23 protein-coding genes and 1 tRNA gene are annotated in these 22,942 nt (G+C 39.0%); 18 read left to right on the top strand and 6 right to left on the bottom strand.

Annotation, left to right across the window (positions count from 1 at the left end; translation table 11 throughout):
• Positions 1-4: 4 nt before the first annotated feature.
• Both pheT and N4627_RS06210 read left to right on the top strand, forming a co-directional pair.
• Positions 5-2,422, top strand: a complete 2,418-nt coding sequence (gene pheT, locus N4627_RS06215) for a phenylalanine--tRNA ligase subunit beta (protein ID WP_260964305.1) — start codon at positions 5-7, stop codon at positions 2,420-2,422.
• Positions 2,423-2,424: 2 nt separating this feature from the next.
• Complete coding sequence (locus tag N4627_RS06210) at positions 2,425-2,769, top strand: MltG/YceG/YrrL family protein (RefSeq protein ID WP_003717297.1); 345 nt, start codon at positions 2,425-2,427, stop codon at positions 2,767-2,769.
• Positions 2,770-2,811: 42 nt separating this feature from the next.
• Here the strand turns inward: N4627_RS06210 and N4627_RS06205 are convergent, their stop codons facing one another.
• Complete coding sequence (locus N4627_RS06205) at positions 2,812-3,942, bottom strand: IS30 family transposase (RefSeq protein ID WP_260964303.1); 1,131 nt, start codon at positions 3,940-3,942, stop codon at positions 2,812-2,814.
• A 201-nt stretch (positions 3,943-4,143) separates the two neighbouring features.
• Between N4627_RS06205 and greA the strand changes: the two genes are divergently transcribed.
• Together greA and N4627_RS06195 are read left to right on the top strand one after the other, a co-directional pair.
• Positions 4,144-4,620, top strand: coding sequence for a transcription elongation factor GreA (gene greA / locus N4627_RS06200; protein WP_003717298.1), 477 nt, complete (start codon positions 4,144-4,146; stop codon positions 4,618-4,620).
• Between the two features lie 170 nt (positions 4,621-4,790).
• Complete coding sequence (locus tag N4627_RS06195) at positions 4,791-5,189, top strand: HesB/YadR/YfhF family protein (RefSeq protein WP_260964301.1); 399 nt, start codon at positions 4,791-4,793, stop codon at positions 5,187-5,189.
• A 78-nt stretch (positions 5,190-5,267) separates the two neighbouring features.
• Here N4627_RS06195 and N4627_RS06190 read toward each other — a convergent pair whose 3' ends face one another.
• On the bottom strand, positions 5,268-7,895 hold the full coding sequence (locus tag N4627_RS06190) for a YfhO family protein (RefSeq protein WP_003717300.1): 2,628 nt from the start codon (positions 7,893-7,895) through the stop codon (positions 5,268-5,270).
• A 186-nt stretch (positions 7,896-8,081) separates the two neighbouring features.
• Here N4627_RS06190 and N4627_RS06185 point away from each other — a divergent pair, with 186 nt between their 5' ends.
• From N4627_RS06185 to N4627_RS06155, 7 genes are all read left to right on the top strand, one after another.
• Positions 8,082-10,163: a peptidoglycan D,D-transpeptidase FtsI family protein gene (locus N4627_RS06185; RefSeq protein WP_260964298.1), complete on the top strand. Its 2,082-nt coding sequence runs from the start codon at positions 8,082-8,084 to the stop codon at positions 10,161-10,163.
• A gap of 135 nt (positions 10,164-10,298) precedes the next feature.
• On the top strand, positions 10,299-10,448 hold the full coding sequence (gene rpmG / locus N4627_RS06180) for a 50S ribosomal protein L33 (protein WP_003717302.1): 150 nt from the start codon (positions 10,299-10,301) through the stop codon (positions 10,446-10,448).
• 119 nt (positions 10,449-10,567) lie between these two features.
• Entirely contained in the window at positions 10,568-11,125 is a 558-nt protein-coding gene (locus tag N4627_RS06175) for a 5-formyltetrahydrofolate cyclo-ligase (RefSeq protein ID WP_124031894.1), read from the top strand.
• Entirely contained in the window at positions 11,125-11,787 is a 663-nt protein-coding gene (locus N4627_RS06170; RefSeq protein ID WP_003717304.1) for a rhomboid family intramembrane serine protease, read from the top strand. Before N4627_RS06175 ends, N4627_RS06170 begins: the two co-directional genes overlap by 1 nt.
• A 6-nt stretch (positions 11,788-11,793) precedes the next feature.
• Positions 11,794-12,030 carry a YqgQ family protein gene (locus N4627_RS06165; protein WP_003717305.1) on the top strand — a complete coding sequence of 79 codons (237 nt, stop codon included), beginning with the start codon at positions 11,794-11,796 and terminating at the stop codon, positions 12,028-12,030.
• A gap of 26 nt (positions 12,031-12,056) precedes the next feature.
• Complete coding sequence (locus N4627_RS06160; RefSeq protein WP_003717306.1) at positions 12,057-13,019, top strand: ROK family glucokinase; 963 nt, start codon at positions 12,057-12,059, stop codon at positions 13,017-13,019.
• A gap of 3 nt (positions 13,020-13,022) precedes the next feature.
• Positions 13,023-13,451, top strand: coding sequence for a rhodanese-like domain-containing protein (locus N4627_RS06155; protein WP_003717307.1), 429 nt, complete (start codon positions 13,023-13,025; stop codon positions 13,449-13,451).
• 121 nt (positions 13,452-13,572) lie between these two features.
• Here the strand turns inward: N4627_RS06155 and N4627_RS06150 are convergent, their stop codons facing one another.
• The gene (locus N4627_RS06150; protein ID WP_003717308.1) at positions 13,573-13,749 is read right to left on the bottom strand and encodes a DUF3042 family protein; all 177 of its coding nucleotides are present in this window, start codon (positions 13,747-13,749) and stop codon (positions 13,573-13,575) included.
• A gap of 99 nt (positions 13,750-13,848) precedes the next feature.
• On the opposite strand from N4627_RS06150, the gene miaA reads away from it, so the two are divergent.
• From miaA to N4627_RS06130, 4 genes are all read left to right on the top strand, one after another.
• Complete coding sequence (gene miaA / locus N4627_RS06145) at positions 13,849-14,772, top strand: tRNA (adenosine(37)-N6)-dimethylallyltransferase MiaA (RefSeq protein WP_003717309.1); 924 nt, start codon at positions 13,849-13,851, stop codon at positions 14,770-14,772.
• A gap of 238 nt (positions 14,773-15,010) precedes the next feature.
• Positions 15,011-16,354 (top strand): type I glutamate--ammonia ligase, encoded by a 1,344-nt coding sequence (glnA, locus tag N4627_RS06140; protein WP_003717310.1) that lies wholly within the window; start codon positions 15,011-15,013, stop codon positions 16,352-16,354.
• Positions 16,355-16,525: 171 nt separating this feature from the next.
• Complete coding sequence (gene gltX / locus N4627_RS06135; protein WP_098045030.1) at positions 16,526-18,028, top strand: glutamate--tRNA ligase; 1,503 nt, start codon at positions 16,526-16,528, stop codon at positions 18,026-18,028.
• Between the two features lie 166 nt (positions 18,029-18,194).
• Positions 18,195-19,370, top strand: coding sequence for a pyridoxal phosphate-dependent aminotransferase (locus N4627_RS06130; RefSeq protein ID WP_260964288.1), 1,176 nt, complete (start codon positions 18,195-18,197; stop codon positions 19,368-19,370).
• A 142-nt stretch (positions 19,371-19,512) separates the two neighbouring features.
• Here N4627_RS06130 and N4627_RS06125 read toward each other — a convergent pair whose 3' ends face one another.
• Entirely contained in the window at positions 19,513-19,638 is a 126-nt protein-coding gene (locus tag N4627_RS06125) for a hypothetical protein (protein ID WP_003717313.1), read from the bottom strand.
• A gap of 209 nt (positions 19,639-19,847) precedes the next feature.
• Here N4627_RS06125 and N4627_RS06120 point away from each other — a divergent pair, with 209 nt between their 5' ends.
• Genes N4627_RS06120 through N4627_RS06110 form a run of 3 tightly spaced genes read left to right on the top strand, consistent with a single transcriptional unit; the run spans position 19,848 to position 22,243 of the window.
• Positions 19,848-20,735: an exonuclease SbcC gene (locus N4627_RS06120; RefSeq protein ID WP_098045028.1), complete on the top strand. Its 888-nt coding sequence runs from the start codon at positions 19,848-19,850 to the stop codon at positions 20,733-20,735.
• Positions 20,725-21,723 carry a hypothetical protein gene (locus N4627_RS06115; RefSeq protein ID WP_269291067.1) on the top strand — a complete coding sequence of 333 codons (999 nt, stop codon included), beginning with the start codon at positions 20,725-20,727 and terminating at the stop codon, positions 21,721-21,723. The genes N4627_RS06120 and N4627_RS06115 overlap by 11 nt, the downstream gene beginning before the upstream one ends.
• The gene (locus N4627_RS06110; protein ID WP_098045027.1) at positions 21,716-22,243 is read left to right on the top strand and encodes a hypothetical protein; all 528 of its coding nucleotides are present in this window, start codon (positions 21,716-21,718) and stop codon (positions 22,241-22,243) included. Before N4627_RS06115 ends, N4627_RS06110 begins: the two co-directional genes overlap by 8 nt.
• Positions 22,244-22,309: 66 nt before the next feature.
• Here the strand turns inward: N4627_RS06110 and N4627_RS06105 are convergent, their stop codons facing one another.
• Both N4627_RS06105 and N4627_RS06100 read right to left on the bottom strand, forming a co-directional pair.
• On the bottom strand, positions 22,310-22,453 hold the full coding sequence (locus N4627_RS06105; RefSeq protein ID WP_003717317.1) for a hypothetical protein: 144 nt from the start codon (positions 22,451-22,453) through the stop codon (positions 22,310-22,312).
• A gap of 368 nt (positions 22,454-22,821) precedes the next feature.
• Positions 22,822-22,895: transfer RNA gene (locus N4627_RS06100), tRNA-Arg, on the bottom strand.
• Positions 22,896-22,942 lie beyond the last annotated feature (47 nt).

Raw genomic sequence — 22,942 nt, 5'->3', positions numbered from 1 at the left:
GGCAATGAAAGTTTCATACGATTGGTTAAATGAATATTTAGACCTTGACGTTGAACCACGCGATCTTGCCGAAAAGATTGCGCGGACGTCTGTTGATATTAATGATGTTTATTCATTAAGTGATGGCTTGAAAAAGTTAGTGGTGGGGGAAGTAGAAACTTGTGAACCACATCCTGATTCGGATCATTTGCATGTATGTTCCGTAAATGTTGGCGAAGAAGAACCACTTCAAATTGTTTGTGGAGCACCCAATGTTGCGGCCGGGCAAAAAGTAATCGTTGCTTTAAATGGCGCCCGGATTGCAAATAATCAAAAAATCAAGCGTGGCAAGATTCGCGGAGTTGAATCCAACGGGATGCTTTGTGCCTTACAGGAGATTGGTTTCAGTGACCGCATTGCTCCAAAGGCTTATGAAGACGGCATTTACATTCTGCCTGATGATGCTAAACCGGGTGAATCAGTATTCAGCTACCTGGGAATGGATGACACGATTATTGATACCGATGTTACTCCTAACCGTGGTGATATGTTGAGTATCTATGGCAATGTTAATGACATTGCCGCATTCTATAACCTGAAGCCGCACTTTAAAGAAGTTGCAGTAGAAGAAAATGATGATCAGGCAACTGCTGATCTCATTAACGCTGAAATTAGTGATAAAAAGATTGCACCAACATATAAGTTGCGGGTAATTAAGGGCGTTAAGATTGAAGATAGTCCATTGTGGCTCCAAATCCGCCTATGGAATTCTGGTATTCGTCCAATTAATAATGTTGTGGATGTTACTAACTATGTTCTGCTCAAGTATGGTCAACCACTACACAGCTATGACTACGATAAGCTGCCAAGTCATGATATTAGCGTCCGCCACGCTCAAGCAGACGAAAAATTCGTTACTCTTGATGATGAAGAACAAACACTAAACGCAAATGATATTGTCGTTGTAAGTGGTGATCAACCAGTTGCCCTTGCCGGAACAATGGGTGGTCAAGCTACTGCTGTATCAGAGAATACTACTACCGTGGCACTTGAAGCAGCAATTTTTGATTCGGTAATGGTACGGAAACAAGCTCGTCGCCTCGATCTTCATAGCGAATCCTCAATGCGCTTTGAACGGGGAATTAATCCGGCAACTGTTGAAACTGCTCTTAATGAAGCTGCCCAATTAATTTCTCAATTAGCAGGTGGAACAGTTACCAAGGGAATCGTTACTGGCAGTGAAAAACCAGCAGAATCTAAGGATATCGAGCTCTCATTAACGAAGATCAACCACGTTTTAGGAACTAATCTGAAGATGGAAGATGTTACTAGTGTTTTTGATCAGTTAGCCTTTCCTAACAAGTTAACTAGCAATGATACGGTTCTAGTTACGGTTCCTGCTCGGCGTTGGGACATCAGCTTACCAGCCGACCTTTATGAAGAAGTTGCCCGGATCTATGGCTATGACAATTTACCCGAAAGTTTACCGGTAATGACTCGTAATCATGGTGGTTTATCTCCTCGGCAACGATTTATTCGGGCCACTCGACATGATTTTGAGGGGATGGGGTTGAACCAAGCCATCAGTTATTCATTGACCACTGTTGACAAGGCTAAGCAATTCCAAATTGATCCAGTAGCTGAACCAATGAAACTAGACTTCCCAATGAGTTCTGATCATGTAGCAACGCGGATGAGCATTATTAGTGGCTTATTGATTGATATTGCTTATAATGTTGCTCGTAACGTTAATAATGTTGCCCTTTATGAAGAGGGCCGAGTATTTATTCCGCGTGGTGGAGAACGGCCAGAAGAGCAGGAACACGTCGCAGGATCAATCACTGGTCAATTATTGAATAATAGCTGGCACATTACTGATCAGCCTGTTGATTTCTTCCAAGTAAAAGGAATGGTGGAACGCTATCTTCACAACATGGGAATTGCAGGGAAGATTGAATACGTTGCTGATCATTCTCGAGAAGAGATGCATCCTGGACGGACAGCTAATATCCTAATTGATGGCGAGTTAGTCGGTTTTGTTGGTCAGGTTCATCCACAAACAGCAAAAGAATATAAGGTTCCCGAAACCTACGTCTTTGAATTAAACCTTGAACAGCTAATGAAGGCTAAGAAGATCGAAAATGAATACACGCCAATTAGCAAGTTCCCAACAATCACGCGTGATATTGCTCTATTAGTTGATACCAACGTTACAAATGAAGAGATTGTTGATTTAATTAAGAAGCGCGGGGGTGCCTTCTTGAAAGATGTCCACTTGTTTGATGTTTATAGCGGTGCCCACCTTTCTTCTGGAAAGAAGTCATTGGCATACACATTAACTTACCAGGATACCAATGCAACCTTGACTGAGGATCAGGTTAACCAGGCATTTGATAAGGTAACAAAACACCTTCAAGAACAATTAAATGCTGAGATTCGTTAATAATGACTAACGAAAAATTACGTCGGCAAAATCGGGTTGTTCTGATTATCCTAATTCTTTTAATTTGTTGTGGCTTAGGGATTCACCAATATTTTAACTATGCTTTAAGACCAGTTGATTCTTCAGCAAATCAAGTAATAAGCGTTAAAATACCGCAGAGTGCGACTGATCATCAAGTGGGTGTGATTTTAAAAAGAAAACGATTAGTGCGGAGTAGTTTCGTCTGTGATTACTATTTGCAAACTCATAAGGAATCGGGAGTAAAGGCCGGAACATTTAAACTAAAAGCTTCGTACTCGACACCGCAGATTGTTAGTCTTTTGCAAGAATCCCGTGAAAGTCATTAAAAATATTTTTCCTAAATTTCAAGAATAAGTTAGCCACTGGACTCAAATAAATAATACTGACCAATTGATTATTGGTTGATGGAGCTGTGATATCTCTTGGTAGAAGGCCTTACGATAGATATCCATTGACGAATGTCCATTAAACATAGCTCGTGGATAGTGATTCATCCAATCATTAGTCGCTATGATCTGAGCACTACTATAGTTATTTATAGCTTCACCTTTGGTAATCTCCTTGCGGAGAAACAGGTTATTGATCTCATTGGATCCACGTTCCCAAGGGGAATACGGATCAGCATAGAAAACATGATCGTGAACTTGTGTTAACTCACTAAATTCTGAACCGTTGTCAGAGGTGATTGTCTTAAAGATGCGATAGTAAGCATCTGTGCCCATTTTCTGGCGCAAATTTATAAAGAACTGATTTACTGCATGCGCAGTTTTACCAGCAATTTTACTCGTGATATTAACTCGTGAAAGGCGATCAGTCATTACTAGTACAACACTGTCATTACCGTTTTTCTGTCCCTGAACTGTATCCAGTTCCCAATGGCCAATTTCGGACCGTTGGTCCGCAGTTTGAGGTCGTTGAGCAATATTAGGCCCTAAGCACCTTTTAACTCGCGGATGAGTTCGATGATGCTTACGTTTAGGTTTTTCAAAGAGGTCTAAATTGGACGTACGAAGCACACCCTCATTAATCCATTGATATAAAGTTACAACCGACTTTGGGATCAGGGTGCCATCATTCATTAAATCTCGAGCCTTATAAATAACCGCTTGTGGGGAGTAATGGTGGTCGTCAAACTCACCAAGCATTAGCTGATCAGCTAATCGTAAAAATTGCTTTGAAGAATAATATAAGCGACGACGACCAGAATGGCGGTGATGTTCAAGATATGTGTCCTGACCAGCTTCATAACTATAGATGTAGTAAGAATATTCGTAAATCTTACCATTAGATTTTTGACGACGAAGTTGGCGGACCGTACCACGGTTGAGCTCGTTATTAATTGTTTGATGATTAACTCCTAATTGGCGACCAATTGCGCGATTGGAAAGTCCTTGCGACTTTAAAGTCGCAATCATCACACGTTCTTCTTTAGTAAGATGAGCATTCTTTTTATGAGTAGTCAATAAACTAGTAGACATGGTATCATTTAAGTGCGTCATTTGACGGACATCCTTTCATATAGGTTTGGTTCACTTAATATGATACCTGATGTCACGCCGAATGGCGTTTTTTATTTACCACCAACTGGGTGGCTAACTTCATTTTATAATCCACCTAAAAATATTTTTAGAATAATTATTTACATTTATCTAAACAAATGGTAATTTACCAATGGATATAAGATAGGAGTGTGTAATTAAATGGCTGAAGAAAAAACTTTTCCAATGACGCTGGAAGGAAAACAAAAACTTGAACAAGAACTTGAAGACCTTAAAATGAAGCGTCGTCCAGAAGTTATCAAGCGAATTAAAATTGCGCGAAGCTATGGTGACCTTTCTGAAAACTCTGAATATGAGTCAGCAAAGGATGAACAAGCCTTTGTTGAAGGACGAATTTCACAAATTGAAAATATGCTTCAATATGCTGAAATCATTGATAATGATGATGTTGACAAAGATGAAGTATCAATGGGACGAAAAGTAACGATCAAGGAACTTCCCGATGAAGAACCTGAAAGTTACCAAATCGTTGGGGAATCAGAATCTGATCCATTTAACGGTAAGATTTCTAATGAGTCACCAATGGCAAAGGGTCTCCTTGGACACAAGGTCGGCGAAGAAGTCGAGATTGAAATCCCTAATGGTACGATGAAGGTTAAAATTTTGAGTGTAGAATAATCAAACTAATCTCAGTATGATTAAAGGTCCAAATTCCGCAAGTGGAGTTTGGACCTTTTATGATCAATTGTCTAATCTATTAAGTTTTAGCTTTATTAACCGAAAATCATATCTTTCTCCCTAATGAAAGTGCTATCATAAAGTATAGTAATCGAAGGGATGTGAAGTTAATGAAGATGATTATAACCGATGCTGCAGATAATTGGTTTAGAACTAACCTAGGCTTGGAAAATGGTGGTGGAGTAAAATTCTACGGAAAGATTTATGGCTCAACAGAAGTTCACCACGGATTTTCACAGGGTTTTACGCGTGAGGATGTTCCGGTTTCACCAATCCTGGAAGTAAAAAAGGGAAACGTTAATTATCATATTGATAACCTTGATGAATGGTTTTTCAAGGGATTAATAATGACTGTTGATTATGATAAAAAGTCTGATGGCCCAGTTTTTCATTTCAAGCATGAAGACGGTGACTCAACGCCTGATGTTGCTGGGTTAGATAAAGATTCTGATGATCATGCGGATAGTAAGGCTGATGCTTCGACTGGTGCTTCTGCACAATGGAAATAAATAATTTAAGGTGAAGAAAAAGCAGAAACGATTACAGAGGTTAATTTAGCCTCTGATTTACGTCTCTGCTTTTTTCTTTTATTGATGGCGAACGTTAAATTTAATCAAGAAAAATGCTGCTAATAAGCTTAGCGCACTAATAATCATTCCGGTAATTAAGTATGGTGGTCGGTAATGAAGGGTTACCTGATGGGTTCCTGGTTTAATCTTCAGTGCTAGGAATGTACTAATAGCTTTTTGACATTTTACCGGATGACCATCAATTTTAGCATGCCAGCCGCGATCATAAGGAATCGTTGTCATCAGTACTCCTTGATCCTTTTTAATATTAACTTTTCCTTTAAGGGTTGTTGCACTAGCATGACTGAGCTTTAATGGCGATCGTTGCAACGTTTTGAGATCGTGATTAAATGCTTGCTGGTTAAGGCGATATAGACTCACATTTTGCATCCATAATTCCGCGTGTTTCAAATGGAAGGTAATTACAACTTTTTGCCCTTTTTGGTGATGGGCAACGTTCATAACGATTGTATCCCGATAAGTTTGATATTGGCTAAAGTGCCGGTTATTTACCGTGATTGACGCATCATCCTTAACATTCGGCCCAACGGTTAAATAGTATGAATCATTACTGTTAGGGGTGAATTCTAATTTGACGGTCGCTCCGGCAGATTTTTGCTCTTTTTGAAAAACGGTTCCGGTAATTTGTTTTGCGCTTTGAACGTTTTGAAAATCGACTTGGTTAAAGTTCTGAATTTCAAATAGTGGTTGTGGAGAGTTAGCTAAGTCTTGGAAAATTTCAGACTGATAAGCCACAGGGTCATAAGTATCATGACTTAAGCTGAGAATTCGTGAATTAGCACCAAACGCAATTGGTAAGGTATCCTTGTTCTTTCGTATTCCAATATTATTAGTTACCGCTACAGGAACCTGAGTATTCCAATCAGGACGATACCCTGATAAGGGGAGAAATGGCGTTGAACGATTTGGATCAATAACCGCCATTGTATAGCGGAAACCTAATAACGAATCCGTTACTTGAGTGCCATTATCGTATGATACGAAACCATCGCCGGCCGGTTGTCCAATTGCTCCCATAAACGTTGGAAGACTAGGAACAATCGTTGAGCCGAAGTGGTCACCACCGTTAAAGCCGCTTTGCATTGGGTCATCTTTAGTTCGCATGAAGGTTTTAGCAATCCGATAAAAGCCATGATCACTATTTTTGATTTTTGTAGTAGCGTTATTAAGTGCCGTGGTATATTGCCCAAATTCGGTTTGACTAACGTATGATATTTGGTTGAGGGCAGTATAGGTGCTGGTTGAAACATCACAAACCGTGATCAGCACTAGTAAAAGGTTGTTTAGGTTGGGGGAAGCCGCGTGAGGGATCGCCAAAAAGATAATACTGATAATCGCGATACCCAGTCCGATCAATTTCTGACTGTTATTAATATAAGAAACAGTTAGGGTTTCAACATATGCAAAAATTGCTAACGTGATTATCAGTAAGGTTGCAAGTTGCCATTTTTCTGGTTGAAAATCTTTTTGCAGACAAGTAGCAGCAAGAAGAATCGTCCAAAAACAAAAGATAAATGAAAATCGTGAAGGGTACCATACAGGAAATTGGCCGATATGCCAAAGAAGATCAAGCGGTTCATAACAGAATGAAAGAATGAAAAAGATCGTAATGAGCAGAGCGAGAATTCGCTGACGCAAGTTGATATGGTGGTTTAAAACGTATAATCCCAAGCCAAACATCATTAGCATTCCCACATAAATATTTGCTTGACCACTAGGCATTTGATTGAAATTAAATGATCCGGGAACAAGCTTAGCAAGCAGTTTTAGCGGATTATATTCGAAGCGGTTTCGAATATGGTTGTTAGTATAAGTTCCCTTGCTTTGAAGGAGGGTATAGATGGTTGGCAATAAGACAATGCAACTGATGCCTGTAGCGATTAATGAAGCAATTATGTAACGACTAAAAGCCCACAACCGCTCCCGCCAATTATTAATTAATGGAAGCTGCCAGATAAAAAGAAGAATTGTAAAGATGCAGATCATCCAAGCCATATAGTAGTTATCGAGCATCATCACGGTAAGCCAGCAAATATAACAAGCAAATTTACGGGCAAAAATAACCTGGTGAAGTCCCCAGACAACTAGCGGTAAAATGATCATTGCATCAAGCCAGAGTAAGTTTAGCTGATTAGCAACGATCCAACCATTGAGAGCATAGGCGGTACTAAATGCAAGAATACGAATTCCGGTTTGCAGTTTAGTCTTTGTTAGCAGCCAAGCAAATGCAAGACCGGAGAGACCATACTTTAATAGGGTTAACACCAAGACGCCACTAGAAAGATGGGCGGCCGGGAAGAAAATGAGAATTAGGTTTAAAGGGCTCCAAAGATAGTAAGCGTTTGTCCCCCACATCTCTCCACCGAGCCCCTTGCTAAATGAATAGATAAACTCACTTGGGTGATGCAGCAAGGTTCGTCGAAAGTACGAGAAAAAATCAATATATTGCTGCCCAAGGTCGACGGTTAGCAAACTGTTTTGCCCAAAAGGCGCCATTGAGCGATAGGCAAAATAGCTCCCCATTATAATTACGGGAAGGAGAAAACTGATTAATAAAATATGCTGTTTTTTAAATTGAGAACGAAATTGCACAAAATGTCCTCCTAAATAAAATATCCTTGTCATTATATACCGAATTAATCCCCAATGAATATGAAGGTTCTGTTAAGTTTCCGTGATTTGCCGATTTACGTATTCATTTTTGTATCAATAAAGTGTATGATTTCATTTTGGTAAGTCAGCTTTAACTGTCAAATGAAGTAAAATTTGCTACAATAGAATTCATCACGGTAAAAGGAGAAGTTTAATACTGTGAAGTTTTTTGATCGAATTACGAACTATTTTAGTTCAAACAAAGGAAAACATAAGAATGCTCAATCTATAATCCCCTCACGGTTGAACTTGTTGCTTTGGATTGTCGGAATTTTGCTATTAATGCTTGCTGGTCGTTTGTTTTACTTGCAAGTCCTTAACGGGTCATCCTATAAGGCAGAGGTTAAACGATCGGATACTACGATTCAAACAAATAATGTTCAACGGGGAATGATTTACGATAGTCGCGGTAAGGTAATAGTTGGTAACCAGACTCACCAAGCAATTACCTATACTAAGAGTTCTGACGTAACGACGGCTCAGCTTTATCAGATTGCCAATCGCTTAGGAAAATACATTACCGTAAGTAACAGTGATACGCGGTTAACAGTCCGGAATGAAGAAGATTACTACTTAGCAAATAAGGATAATCTTAAGCGGATTACTAAAAAGCTAAACCTCTCTAAAGATGCTAGTGATGACGACCAATATAATGCTGCACTAAAGTATTTAAAGAGTTATCCGAATGAATTGCGGTTGTCAGATCACGAAAAGAGCAATGCCCGGATATATGCTGCGATGACCGGGGCATATTCACTATCAACAACTTACATCAAAAAATCCGGAGTTACTAGTAAAGAGCTTGCCGAAGTTGGTGAGCACCTAAACCAAATGCCTGGTGTCAAAATTGGAACGGCTTGGACAAGAAACTATCCACAAGGGAAGGATTTTCAATCACTAACTGGGACTGTTTCAACAACTGGGTTGCCGAGTGACCAGATTAATAGTTTGCTTTCTCAGGGTTATTCCAGAAGTGATAGTGTTGGTCAAAGTTACTTGGAAAAGATGTTCCAGGGAACTTTAGCTGGTTCTAAGTCACAAACACAGGTAACTACTAGTGGAAATAAGGTAACTGATGAGGTAGTTAAGTATCCTGGTAAGAAGGGGGATAACCTTGTCTTAACGATTAATTCTAAGTTCCAAAAGCGTGTTCAGGAAATTTTGAAACAGAATTATTCTTCTGCAGGAATCTCATATTCATCGGGTGTTTATGCGGTAGTTATGAATCCACATACCGGGGCAATTTATGCTATGGCTGGAATCGACCGGAATATTAAGACCGGTAAGCAAACTGTCGATGAAATTGGTGCGATTAACCACCCAATTACAATGGGGTCCGTTGTTAAGGGTGCCACTATCATGGGTGGTTTAATGAGTGGTGTTATTACACCAACCAATAATACCTTAACCGATCAGCCGATTAAGGTTGCAGGAACTTCATCGAAGAGTTCATGGTTTAACAAAACCGGTTCTGCCAACATGGCTTTAAGTGCTCCAATGGCACTGGAAGTTTCATCAAACTCTTACATGATGCAGTTAATCATGAAGGAGGGTGGAATGAATTATAAATCAGGTGCTCAGTTAACATTGAAGCCAAGCATCTTTGCTAAGGAACGTCAGTACTTTAACATGTTTGGTTTGGGGCAAAAGACTGGGATTGATCTTCCCGGAGAAACGGCTGGTTATAATGGGCCATCTACTCAGATGCATATTGGATCAGCACTTGACTTATCTTATGGTAACTATGATGGTTATACTGTTATTCAGTTGGCTCAATATATGTCAACGATTGCTAACGGTGGAAACCGGATGCGGCCGTATGTAGTTAAAGAGATCCGTGGCAGTAAGTCTAATGGTAAGTTGGGAAGAGTTGAATACACAACCCAACCACAAGTTCAGTTTACAATTCCTGCTTCAAAGGAAGACTTTGATCTAGTACGTCAGGGGCTATATCTGGTTACTCACGGAACAAGTTCTTATGTAACTGCCAAGTCCTTGGGAACTGCTAAACCATCAATCTCAGGGAAAACGGGGACTGCTGAAACTGTTACTAATGGTCATCAGACTTCAACAATTAGTTTTGCTGGTTACTCGCCATCAAAGAACCCGCAAGTTGTTGTTGCTCTTGCAATTCCAGGGGTAACTAATGAAAATGGTGGTGCTAACTTGAACATGGCTAAGCAAATATTCAGTGCTTACTGGAAGATGGTTCAGGATTCTAAGAGTACCAGCAATGACTAGCTACTAGATTATCTGTCAAGTATTTTTCCTTAACAATTATCACAAAAGACTGGTCAAACTAGTTAATTAATGATATAGTTGTACGAGTTAGGGTTAATAACCACGTTAAATAATAAAAAATAGGAGGTCATGACAATGCGTGTCAACATTATCCTTGAATGCACATCATGCCACGAACGGACTTACTTAACTAGTAAGAACCGTCGTCACAATCCCGACCGTCTTGAATTAAACAAGTACTGCCCTCGGGAACGTAAGGTTACTTTACACCGTGAAACTAAGTAATAAAAAAAGCACCTTTTTAGGTGCCTTTTTTATTACTTAGTGAAAAAACGCTTGCATAAATAGTCATGAGCTGTGATAATTATAGATTGAAAACGTTTAAAAGGAGAGATTGTAGGATAATGACGTATTCAAAGAAGGAGTTGCGTCAAGCATATATCGCACGACTGCAACAACTTGATCTTAATACGCGTTTACATGAAGAAAAAAGATTAACTTCATTGCTATTTGACCAACCTGAGTGGATGAATGCTAAGGTTATCGCAACAACATTAAGTCAGTCCTTAGAATTGGATACTTCTCCAATCATACTTCATGCTCGTCATGAAAACCGTCAAATTGTTGTCCCGCGAACCTTGCCAGATCGTCAAATGGAGTTTGTGGCGTTAAATGAAGATACCGAATTTGTGGAAACAACTTTTGGTATCTTAGAGCCGAAAGATGGTCGAGTGTACCAACCCGATGAGATTGATCTGATGATTGTCCCTGGGGTTGTATTTACTCTATCTGGTCGTCGGATTGGTTTTGGCGGGGGTTACTATGATCGTTACTTAGACAAATATAATGGTGATACGGTCTCACTATCCTTTACTACCCAGCTGGCAAATGAAAATGAGTGGCAAAGCGACCAATACGATAGACACGTTAATAAAGTGCTTTCTTTACCGGAGACTGATTAATGAGGGATCAAATTTGGCGAAGAGCACCAGTAACCGTTGTCCTCTTGATTATTCAAATAGTTGCGTTTATCATAATGACACTATTAGGTGGTTCAACGAATTTTAGTGTTCTAATAGAGTGTGGTGCACGGGTTACGTCATTGATCCATGAAGGTCAGTGGTGGCGGTTGATAACACCGGTATTTCTCCATATCGGAATTGCCCACCTAATTATTAATAGTATTACCCTTTATTTCTTGGGAATGTATATCGAAGAATTATTTAGTCATTGGCGAATGCTAGTGATTTATTTAGTGAGTGCCTTTACCGGTAACCTGGCAAGTGCCTATTTCTTGCCTAACACAATTTCAGCTGGTGCGAGTACGGCACTTTTCGGCTTGTTTGGTGCATTCTTAATGTTGGGGGAATCATTTCACGATAACGAATTGATTCAGGATTTAAGCCGACAATTTTTGATTTTAGTAGGAATTAATATCGTGATGGATTTCTTCCTTCCTGGAGTGGATCTTGCTGGCCATATTGGTGGTCTTCTCGGTGGATTCCTAATATCGTATGTTGTTGGTGCACCGTTTGTTGGGCATGTTCGTCTTTATAAACGGATGATTGGCAGTCTCGTATTGTTCTTTGGTATTATTGCTATGATAATTGCAATTGGCAGGTGATTTAAGGTGACACGACCGCGAGAATATCGAACCCTATATGATGTTCAACAGTTACTAAAAGAATTTAATGTTTATGTTTATGTTGGTAAACGGTTATATGATATTGAGTTAATTGCGATCGAGCTAGATCACTTATATCAAGCTGGGGTTGTTGATAACGCGACCTACATGAAGGCAAAAATCGTTCTTCGGAAAGAACATCGTGAAGAAGAACTACGTGAAAAAAATGGAACAGCTATTTAAGCTGTTATAAGAAAGGAAATGAAAAAATGGCTAAAAAATTAATTGGTGTTGATCTTGGTGGAACTACTATTAAGTTTGCGATCTTAACTGAAAATGGTGAAATTCAACAAAAGTGGTCTTTGCGGACTAATATTTTAGATGAAGGTTCGCATATTGTTCCTGATATTATTGATTCAATCAACCACCACCTTGACTTGTACAAGATGGATCGTGATCAATTTGTTGGTATCGGAATGGGAACCCCAGGGACAATTGACCGTGATAAGGGAACTGTTGTCGGTGCCTATAACCTTAACTGGAAGACTACTCAAAAGGTTAAGGAACAAATTGAAGAGGGAACCGGCATGAAGTTCTCCCTTGATAACGACGCCAACGTTGCTGCCCTTGGTGAACGCTGGAAGGGTGCTGGTAATGAAGGTGATGATGTTGCCTTTATTACTCTTGGTACTGGTGTTGGTGGTGGATTAATCTCCAACGGTAAGTTAGTTCATGGTATGGTTGGTGCCGGTGGTGAAGTTGGTCATATGATCGTAAAGCCTAATGGTTACCTTTGTACTTGTGGTAATCGTGGTTGCCTTGAACAATACGCTTCCGCTACGGGGATTGTTCACATTGCTCAAGATAAGGCTGAAGAATACGAAGGTGACAGTCGTCTGAAGGCAATGATTGATAATGGTGACGAAATTACTGCTAAGATTGTCTTTGATTTAGCTAAGCAAAACGATTATTTAGCAAACACAGTTGTTGATGAAGTTGCATTTTACTTGGGATTAGCTGCTGCTAACTTAAGTAATGCACTTAACCCTGAATACCTTGTTATTGGTGGTGGGGTTTCAGCTGCTGGTGACTTCCTTTTGAAGCGGGTTAATGAGAACTTCAAGAAGTTTGCTTTCCCAACTGTTCGGACATCAACTCAATTAAAGTTGGCTGAACTTGGTAATGATGCCGGGGTTATCGGTGCTGCTTCTTTGGCTCGGCAATTCATGTAAAAGATGAGGAGCGTTAACGTGATTCTTGGAGTTAGTAATGGTTTGTTAACCTTTAATATTGTTATTATTGTCCTTTTGATTGCTTGGGGTCTTACTTGGCTTTTCCAATACTACCGTCGAAAGAAGTATGCAACGGTCTTGGATCAAGATGCCTTTCATGAGGGGATGCGTAAAGCGCAAGTAATCGACCTTCGGCAGCCCAATGACTTTAAAAAGGGCCATATCTTAGGGGCACGGAATTTGCCATATATTTACCTGAAACAACAATATGGTGAATTGCGTCCTGATCTTCCTGTATATATGTATGATCAAGGAATTGCAATTAGCACCCAAGCTGCTGCATTTCTTGCTAAACATGGTTACCACCAACTATACATCCTTAAGGGTGGCTATAATGGTTGGAAAGGGAAGACCAAGAAGTCTAAGTACTAAGAAGAAACTCAAGATTAATGTTTTCGGAGTTAGGCTCGCTAAGTTCGGAAACTATTAGTTACAGAGAAAGGCCGGAAAAAACGTTTCGTTTTTTCCGGCCTCTTTTTTATAATAGAATTGATTAAGCTTGGTGAGCTGAACGACTTTTTCGAGTGGCAGCTTTCCGGTTTTCATCAAATTTTTCTTCTTGATCTTCAATTGGTTTAACAACGGTCTTGTGGAAGGTGAATACTCCGCTAGCAATTGCGGCGAGAGTACCGAAAGTTCCAATTAAGACACCCTTAGCAAAGTTTTTCATAATATAGCCTCCTCTTGTTACTATGTTACCTCTATTATGCAAGACTTAGCGCCTTTTTACCAGTCAGAAGGATCAAAATTTATATTAAGGAGATAAAAAATGTCTAAAGTTGTGGCAATTGTTGGCCCTACAGCGGTAGGTAAAACTGCCCTATCAATCGAAATAGCAACCGCCCTTAATGGTGAAGTAATATCAGGTGATTCAATGCAAGTGTATAAGCACTTGGATATTGGTACAGCTAAGGTAACGACTGAAGAAATGGCAGGAATTCCTCATCACCTGATTGATATTTGTGATGTTGAACAGCAATATTCAGTTGCTAAGTTTAAACAGGAAGCCAATTCCTGGATTGAAAAGATCAGTAACGCTAAACGGTTACCACTAATCGTTGGCGGAACCGGATTTTATTTGCAGTCATTAACGAATAACCTTTCATTAGGTGGTCACCAGGATAATGATCGTTCGGCAATAATCCGCCAACATTGGCAAAAAATTTTAGAAGCAAATGGTGCTCATTACCTCTGGCAACAACTGGAAAAGAAGGACCGCCAGGCAGCAATGGCAATCCCTGAAAATAATTCACGGAGGGTGATTCGCGCACTGGAAGTAATCGAAACCAGTGGTCGGCTATTCTCTCAACAGCATCAGGCACAATCAATGGATGATTTCCTACTGATTGGTCTTACCACAGCTCGGCCAGTATTGTATGACCGTATTAATCACCGGGTTGACCTGATGATGAAATCTGGATTAATTGATGAAGCTAAATGGTTATATGATAAGGGCGGAATTGAATTACCAGCTGGGAAGGGAATTGGCTATCATGAGTTATTTCCTTACTTTGCTGGTAAGTGTTCTCTTGATGATGCTGTTAATAAAATTAAACAAGATTCACGTCATTATGCTAAACGGCAACTGACTTGGTTTAGAAATAAGATGGATGTTCACTGGTTTGATCTGGTAAGCGGTCAAAATAATACTAACGAAATTAAACAATTTATTTCTTCATGGTTAAAAAATTAAAGTTTTTGTGCTGATTTGGTTATAATCAGGTTAAAACGTTTTCAGTAAATTGACTTAATGATTTTCAATTGGTATCCTTAAGCAGTACTAAGGAAACAGGGTTGCTTAATGAAAACAAGTTATTTAATTTAGATTGGTCTAGTCTAAATTTTAAATTGAAACTGGCCAGCAAAATTATTATTTACTTTCTTTTATTAAGTGACTTGGTCAAGGTGTCTTCAAGAAAGGGAATGAATTTATGGCTAGACATTTATATACCAAAGATGAAATACGTCAAATGGTTAAAGATGAGGATATTCGCTTCTTACGGGTGATGTTCACTGATTTGTTAGGAACAATTAAGAGTGTTGACTTACCGGTTAGCCAACTTGATAAGTTAATGGATAATAAAATCATGTTTGATGGTTCTTCAATCGATGGTTTTGTGCGGATTGAGGAAAGTGACATGTACCTTTACCCTGATATGTCAACTTGGTTAGTCTTCCCTTGGGGAGCTGATCACGGAAAGGTTGCTCGGGTGATTTGCAGTGTTCACATGACAGATGGTACGCCATTCTCAGGTGATCCACGGAACAACCTCAAACGAGTTGTAAAAGAAATGCAAAAGATGGGCTTCAAGTCATTCAATATTGGCCCTGAACCAGAATTCTTCCTTTTTAAGACGGATGATAACGGTAACCCAACTACTAAGGTTAACGATTCTGAAAATTACTTTGATATGGAACCAGCAGATATTGGTGAAGATTGCCGGCGTGATATTGTCCTGGCATTAGAAAAGATGGGCTTTGATGTTGAAGCAGCGCACCATGAAGTTGCTCCTGGTCAGCATGAAGTTGATTTCAAGTACTCTAATGCACTTGAAGCGGCTGATAATATTCAAACATTCAAGCTGGTTGTTAAGACAATTGCCAAGAAGTACGGCTTACACGCAACGTTTATGCCAAAACCATTGTCTGGAATTAATGGCTCAGGAATGCACCTTAACATGTCACTCTTTACTCAAGATGGCAAGAATGCATTCTATGACGAAAACGATAAGGACCAATTATCAGAAACTGCTTACCATTTCTTAGGCGGCTTGATGAAGCACGCACGGAGTTATACCGCAATTGTCAACCCAATTGTTAACTCTTATAAGCGGTTAGTTCCAGGTTATGAAGCACCGGTTTATGTTGCTTGGTCAACCTCTAATCGTTCACCATTAGTCCGGATTCCAAATGACCGGGGAATGGGAACACGGCTTGAATTGCGGTCAGCTGATCCTGCAGCTAACCCATACTTAGCAATTGCTGCAGTTCTTGAAGCGGGACTTGATGGCCTGCGGAACAACTTGCCACCGGTTCACAATGTTGATGAAAATATCTATGACATGACTGTTAAGGAACGGAAGAGCAAGGGAATTGTTAACTTACCTGATACCTTACACAGTGCATTAAAGGACTTAGCTGATGATGAAGTGATTAAGGGCTCAATGGGTGAACACCTATACCAAAGCTTTGAAGAGGCTAAGACCCGTGAATATGACGCTTACCGTGCTCATGTTTCTGATTGGGAACGGCAACGCTACATGGAACAGTATTAATAGTTTCGCGCCATAATAAAATAGCAAATAATGAGGGACTGAGTGATAGTGCTTGCGGTCCCTCATTATCTGTGCTTGAATGAAATTGACAAATGGCAACATTCCGATACAATTAAACATGTTGCAGTCACGAATTCGTTCGTGAAACAGATATAAAGGAGAATCGCAAACATGGATGACAAGAAGGTCAGAGTTCGCTACGCACCTAGTCCAACAGGTTTCTTACACATTGGTAATGCGCAGTCAGCCCTTTTTAATTATTTATTTGCTCGTCACTTTAACGGCACAATGGTATTACGGATTGAAGATACTGATACCAAGCGAAACGTTAAAGACGGAGAAGAAAGTCAACGGGAAAACTTGCATTGGTTAGGAATTGATTGGGATGAAGGTCCTAACAAGCCTAATCCAAAGTATGCCCCATACCGTCAAAGTGAACGGAACAAGAAGGGAATTTACCATAAATACATTCAAGAACTTCTTGATAAGGGTTTAGCCTACAAAGACTACTCAACTGAAGAAGAGCTTGCTGAAATGCGTGAACGGCAACGCGCTAACAATGAAGCACCTCATTATGATGGCCGTTGGTATGGCAAGAGTAAAGAAGAACAAAAGGCTGCCGAAGCAAAGGGCTTAAAGCCAACTATTCGTTTCCACTTACCTAAGGACCACGAATACGAATGGAATGATATTGCTCGGGGACACGTTTCATTCAATTCTGATAATCTTGGTGGAGATTTCATCATTGAAAAGAGTGACGGAATGCCTACTTACAATTTCGCGGTTGTTGTTGATGATCACACGATGGACATTACTCACGTATTACGTGGTGCTGATCATATTTCAAACACACCAAAGCAAATTGCAATTTATGAAGCATTAGGCTGGGAACACCCAACTTTCTGCCATATTCCATTGATCTTTAACCCAAAGACACGGAAGAAGTTGAGTAAGCGTGACAAGGATACTTTGCAATTCATTAGCGAATACAAGAAGCACGGTTACCTTCATGAAGCAATCTTTAACTTCATTGCATTCTTGGGTTGGTCACCAGTTGGCGAACGCGAAATCTACTCCAAGGACGAATTGATCAAGGTTTATGATCCTAAGCGGATGTCTAAGGCACCAGCTTACTTTGACCAAAAGAAACTTGATTGGATGAATGCCCAATACATTAAGAGTATGTCTGTTGAGGAATTGACTGACCGGACTATGGAATTGGTTAAGGAAGGCGAGACTGAAGAAGCTAAGCGCCTTCAATCAATCCCAGAAGAACAGTTAAAGAACTTGATTATGAAGACAATCCATGTTCATCAACGTGATGTTAATAAGTTGCTCGAAGTGATTGAATATGTTTGGTCCTACTACAACGTTCTTGATGAAAATTTCAATTACGATCTAATTAAGGACAATGAAGACTTCAATAATGATGATGTTTTAGCTGTCTTAACTGGATTGAAAGAAAAACTTGAAAACGGTGCGGATGACTACAGTCAAGCAATTAAGGAAGTCGGTAAAGCTACTGGTGTTAAGGGACGTGGTTTGTACTTCCCACTTAATTTAGCATTTACTGGTTCAACTTCTGCTCCACAAATTTATGAGATTATGGATATCTATTCTCGTGATACAGATATTGAATTGCTTGACCGGATGATCAAGGCACTTCAAGCTTAATCTTAAAATATAAATGATAGAAGAAACTATGAGTAGGGTCTAAGAGAGACTATACTATAGCTTCTTCTATTTTATTTTTAAAACTTAACTAAGAAACTTGACCATTACTGAACAAAAGACGTAACCTAGTAAATGACGATAAAATTTAAAAACGAGGTTGTTAAAGATGGTTGAGATGAAGCAATACATGCGGAAATCATTAAATGATGTTCCTAAGCTAAAAATTTTTGAATTTAGTAATTATGCCTCACAATTTGACAATGTGATTAAATTTACAATTGGCGAACCAGATTTTAAAACGCCAGAATATATTAAAGATGCAGCAATTAAGAGCATTAAGAATAATCGAACTCACTATGCACCGCAACGAGGGACTGCAGGCCTTCTAAAAGCGGTTGCAAATTTCTTAGCTCAAAACTATGATTTGCATTATAATCCCCAAACCGAGATTTTAATTACTAACGGGGTAACTGAGGGAGTCTATTCAGCAATTACTGCAATCACTAATCCCGGTGATGTAATTTTAGTTCCAACACCAACTTTTTCGATCTATAGTCCTGATGCGGTGATTGCTGGCGGGACCGCTGTTGAGGTTGATACCTCAAAGACGGATTTTAAATTAACTCCCGAATTATTGAAGTCCTATTTGGATAAGTATGGTGACCGAGTTAAAGGGGTTGTTTTCGTTAATCCATCAAACCCAACCGGAATAGCTTATACTCAAGAAGAAATGGATGCTCTTGCTAAATTAATTAAGGGTAAACCAATTTTTGCAATTAGTGATGAGATTTATAGTGAACTAATTTATGATGGCGGGTATGCTTCGATGGCGCGGGCGTTACCTGAGCAGACAATTTTAACAAATGGTCTTTCCAAATCATACGCAATGACTGGTTGGCGGATTGGTTACCTTTGTGCACCAGAAGCAATTACTAATGAAATTTTTAAGGTTCACTCGTTTGTAATGACGGACGTTGCAACCTTTACTCAGGATGCTGCTGAAGCGGCCTTAAAGGGTGGTACGGCGGCAACTAAGAAAATGGACGAAAAATATATTCAACGGCGTGATTATATGAAGAAACGGTTGGCAGCAATGGGGTTTGATTGCAGCCGACCGATGGGAGCATTCTATATTTTTGCTAAAATTCCTGACTTCTTAGAGCAAGATGATACTAAGCTTGTTTATGATCTTGTTAAGAATGCGCGGGTTGCGGTTACAGCAGGTTCTTACTTTGGCAAGGGTGGCAATGGCTACTTACGGTTTAGCTATGCAACTAGTATGGACCAAATTAAAGAGGGAATGGATCGCTTAGAGCAATACGTTAATCAGGCACGTCAGTAATATTTAATTCAAAAAACGACTCATAGTATTTGATGTTACTCAAGTACCATGGGCCGTTTTAGGATCTTTTCTATAGTTTAAAAGAATTCAAGAGGCTCTGGAGTAAGCCTCTTGAATAAAGAGTGAATTGCTTCAAAAAAAGTTAATCGCTCAGCTTCTTGGCGTCAGCATCAATCTTTGCAAAACCAGAACCATCTGGCTTCTTGTTGCTACGCTTTTCCATGGCTTTACGTGCCATTTCCTTACGTTCTTGCTTACTAAGTGCCATCTAACTTCGCCTCTTTCCGAAACGCTTCAACAACATAGATAGTACACAAATGTGTTATATCTATACAATAATTATAACCTATTTTATTTTAAATTCAACGATCGGTGGGTAAATGTAAAGAAACTCTTCAATAATTTATGAAGTTCTTTAAATCTTACAGCAAGTCGATTAAGATAAAAACTAGTTATTAAAGTGAGGAGCGGTGCATAATGGCAATTTCAGGACACGAACAGGCTGCTCATGACGTAAGCGGAATTATTAATCAGCGAATCGCTGAAAAGGTTTCCTTCCTACGCCAGGTTGATGAAGCAGTAAAAGATCACCATGATAAAAAAATTTATCAGTTATTGGATAATCAACGTTATGCTAAGGAGATTGAACATCGGGAACAACAACCCAATAACCAAAGCGTAATGAGCTTAGTTGATGATATTACTAATTACTTAAGCAACTTCTTAAGCATTAAATTAATTGATTATTTAGGAAAGAAATACCCATTCTTTTATTATGAGGAATACGAGACTGGCCATTACCGGATCTATTTTGGTAATTGGTGGGATCGCCGTGAATTTGGTGAATTGGACGTTCTCAATGTTCGCTTCCTATTTAATGATGATGAATATGATAAGTTGAAGAAGACATTTGAATTGTCCCGTGATAATAAGCGGTACAATAGTGATAAAATTGATAAGATTTCTGCTGAGAACGATCGGCTACAAGACTTAATCGATCATCAGCGTGAACGTGAAGAGCAGCGGACAGAGTTACAAGAACAACTAAAGGATGTTAGCTCACGTTCAGGAATTTGGGAAAGTACTAAGAATAAGGAAAGTCGACAAAGTCTGATTGATGCTCTTCAAAAATTAGAAGATGAAGAGGAAGAATCACGAACAGCTGCTCAAACAATCAAGGATAATGAGCAGGTAGTTTTGTCGCTTTCAAAAGAAAATACGATTTTGAGCTATGAGCAAAAGAGTATTTTAGACACGTTTGGTTCCTTTGAAGACTTTGAGTTAGCCAATCGCAATTTATATGCTAACTACATTAAGAGCTTATCTGATGACCAAGAAAAGCAGGTGACAGATGATGAACAATAAACAAATGTTGAATCAACCATCTGAACAGTTAAATGCCTTGGCCCATTCTTTTGATCACGGTCTAGAAATTGGTCAACATTACGTTAAACTTTTAACTAAACTAGCTCAAACAGATGACGCTCATGATCTCCTCACCGCAACAAATGATTTAGTAAATCTAGATTTAGAGGATGCGTTTGTTAAGTTTCCTCAGCACTATCAGGTTGCTGATTATTATTTGCTGTTAATGGGACGATTGCTAGAAATGCACTCTAATGCGGAATTCAAAATTACTGAAGATCCAACGAGTCACCGTTTTTACGCAACAATTTCTGCATTAGGTGAAAAGGTTCTCTTTCATTTTATTAAGGATGCGGAAGGAAATGCTGCTTTTACGGATGTCAATGATAATGAACCAATTTTTTCTTTAAACCTCAAGCATCAAATGCTGCGGTTTAATAATAAGGCACTTGTAAACTACTTTATTATTAATGGGTTGAAAAAGTATTCTGATCTTGACTTGCGTTCGGCAATTAAACCGTTGTTACTTTTCGCTCAGGCACTTCACGACGATTTGAACTTTGTAATTGATCGGGGGATCCTCGGTACAAGTAACCAACAGCACTATGATTTAGCGCAGCCTGAACTATCATTAACTGTAATCGATCGGTTGTTTGTTGCTACGGCTGAAACTGATTACATGCTATTTAATTTGCCAAAGAATAATGGTGCTGAATTGCGGCTTGAACGTCAGGTTAACCTTGATCTTTCGTTTGATCCTGATGACTATAGTCAACAATGGTTCTTCTCTGTTCAAGATCCTGACGCCCAGGTTTCGTTTTTCGATTTATTGCTTCATTACCAGTTGATTCGTGATTGGTACTTAAGTAATCGTGATGAATTAGCAGTTAAGTCGGATCCGTTAATGTTTGCCGATGATGAGCAAGTTGAACAGGGTGAGACAATAACTGATGAGCCAGTTCTTGAGGATGATGAGCAAAATGATTAATTGGACAACATTACTTCATCAAGTAATCGATTTGGAACTCGATGTGGACGAGGCAAAGGAGCTGACGATCGGTCCAGAAGCACGGAAGCAAACGATCTTTGTTGCGTTGGATGTAGAATTAGCAAAGCTTGCCAATAGCAATGGTTGGTTTAATGTTCTTGACCAGCCGACGGAAGATGCCCCAAAAGCCTTTGAGCACTACTTGAAATCACTTGAATTATTGTTGCTATTCAGTGCTAAGCAGCAGTGGACACATTTGATTGTTATGGACCAAAAACAATGGGATTTAATTAAACGAACTAAACCAACAACAAAACTTGCCGATCTTAATAAGCAGTACTTAGCAATTAAACACTTCCTTAATGATGCTTACTACAATCATCGTCAAGAAAGTTTTCGACATGCTTGGCATCTCCTAATAAAATGGGGAATGGTTGATTTAGGATTTAGTAGCGAAGAAATTACTACTAAGTATAAAGAATTAATTGAGCAACAACGAGCTCATTGGGTAAAAGATTAAACCCGTTAATAGCAAAAAAAGGGACTGGCCAAAACGCCAGTCCCTTATTTGTTGAATCGAAAACGATCATGCTTTTCGACTATTATAACTGTTACGAGAAGCAACATGTTTGCCAGCTGCTTGATCATCATTATCGGCTTTGTTACCAAACATAATTTGACCAACAACTGAACCAATTAAAATTATTATAATAACAAAGAATGGTAACATGATAAATCACCTCAAAAAGCATTCTCTGTTTTTTATTATTAGACTTTTTCATTATTTTGCAATTAATAATTAATAAACTGACCTAATCTTTATTAAATGTTTAAAATATTATCAATTTTAAAAGATTTAATATAAAAGGTCTAATTATGACTGATTTTGTATTTTTTGGGTTATCGAGAGATTATTATTAAATTATTGAAAGATGCATATTTGTGAGAAGATTATTTATTTAACGCTTAATTAATTGAAATGATAGCTAATAGATTGATAAATTAATCATATATTGAAAATATTTTTTACTCTGCACACTACCTGCACACAGAATAAAAAAGAAGCCTGATATAACAGACTTCTAACGTACTATTTAATGAAACGAGAGGGACTTGAACCCTCAACCCTCGGTTTAGAAGACCGATGCTCTATCCAGTTGAGCTACCGTTTCAGACAGATTATAGTATATAATTTTACATCTATAATTGTCAATGTAGT

Source organism: Limosilactobacillus vaginalis, from assembly GCF_025311515.1.
GTDB classification, from domain to species: Bacteria; Bacillota; Bacilli; order Lactobacillales; family Lactobacillaceae; genus Limosilactobacillus; species Limosilactobacillus vaginalis.
Note: the sequence above shows the minus strand (reverse complement) of the source record. Positions and strands in the feature narration are given on the sequence as shown.

What these genes read in the sequence shown, in the direction of transcription:
- N4627_RS06155 (WP_003717307.1), top strand. Translation starts at nt 13,023, where the DNA reads ATGAGGAGCGTTAACGTGATTCTTGGAGTTAGTAATGGTTTGTTAACC.
- miaA (WP_003717309.1), top strand. Translation starts at nt 13,849, where the DNA reads ATGTCTAAAGTTGTGGCAATTGTTGGCCCTACAGCGGTAGGTAAAACT.
- N4627_RS06125 (WP_003717313.1), bottom strand. Translation starts at nt 19,638, where the DNA reads ATGGCACTTAGTAAGCAAGAACGTAAGGAAATGGCACGTAAAGCCATG.
- N4627_RS06205 (WP_260964303.1), bottom strand. Translation starts at nt 3,942, where the DNA reads ATGACGCACTTAAATGATACCATGTCTACTAGTTTATTGACTACTCAT.
- gltX (WP_098045030.1), top strand. Translation starts at nt 16,526, where the DNA reads ATGGATGACAAGAAGGTCAGAGTTCGCTACGCACCTAGTCCAACAGGT.
- N4627_RS06115 (WP_269291067.1), top strand. Translation starts at nt 20,725, where the DNA reads ATGAACAATAAACAAATGTTGAATCAACCATCTGAACAGTTAAATGCC.
- N4627_RS06195 (WP_260964301.1), top strand. Translation starts at nt 4,791, where the DNA reads ATGAAGATGATTATAACCGATGCTGCAGATAATTGGTTTAGAACTAAC.
- N4627_RS06150 (WP_003717308.1), bottom strand. Translation starts at nt 13,749, where the DNA reads ATGAAAAACTTTGCTAAGGGTGTCTTAATTGGAACTTTCGGTACTCTC.
- N4627_RS06110 (WP_098045027.1), top strand. Translation starts at nt 21,716, where the DNA reads ATGATTAATTGGACAACATTACTTCATCAAGTAATCGATTTGGAACTC.
- N4627_RS06160 (WP_003717306.1), top strand. Translation starts at nt 12,057, where the DNA reads ATGGCTAAAAAATTAATTGGTGTTGATCTTGGTGGAACTACTATTAAG.
- pheT (WP_260964305.1), top strand. Translation starts at nt 5, where the DNA reads ATGAAAGTTTCATACGATTGGTTAAATGAATATTTAGACCTTGACGTT.
- N4627_RS06210 (WP_003717297.1), top strand. Translation starts at nt 2,425, where the DNA reads ATGACTAACGAAAAATTACGTCGGCAAAATCGGGTTGTTCTGATTATC.
- N4627_RS06130 (WP_260964288.1), top strand. Translation starts at nt 18,195, where the DNA reads ATGGTTGAGATGAAGCAATACATGCGGAAATCATTAAATGATGTTCCT.
- N4627_RS06190 (WP_003717300.1), bottom strand. Translation starts at nt 7,895, where the DNA reads ATGACAAGGATATTTTATTTAGGAGGACATTTTGTGCAATTTCGTTCT.
- N4627_RS06175 (WP_124031894.1), top strand. Translation starts at nt 10,568, where the DNA reads ATGACGTATTCAAAGAAGGAGTTGCGTCAAGCATATATCGCACGACTG.
- rpmG (WP_003717302.1), top strand. Translation starts at nt 10,299, where the DNA reads ATGCGTGTCAACATTATCCTTGAATGCACATCATGCCACGAACGGACT.
- N4627_RS06120 (WP_098045028.1), top strand. Translation starts at nt 19,848, where the DNA reads ATGGCAATTTCAGGACACGAACAGGCTGCTCATGACGTAAGCGGAATT.
- N4627_RS06105 (WP_003717317.1), bottom strand. Translation starts at nt 22,453, where the DNA reads ATGTTACCATTCTTTGTTATTATAATAATTTTAATTGGTTCAGTTGTT.
- glnA (WP_003717310.1), top strand. Translation starts at nt 15,011, where the DNA reads ATGGCTAGACATTTATATACCAAAGATGAAATACGTCAAATGGTTAAA.
- greA (WP_003717298.1), top strand. Translation starts at nt 4,144, where the DNA reads ATGGCTGAAGAAAAAACTTTTCCAATGACGCTGGAAGGAAAACAAAAA.
- N4627_RS06170 (WP_003717304.1), top strand. Translation starts at nt 11,125, where the DNA reads ATGAGGGATCAAATTTGGCGAAGAGCACCAGTAACCGTTGTCCTCTTG.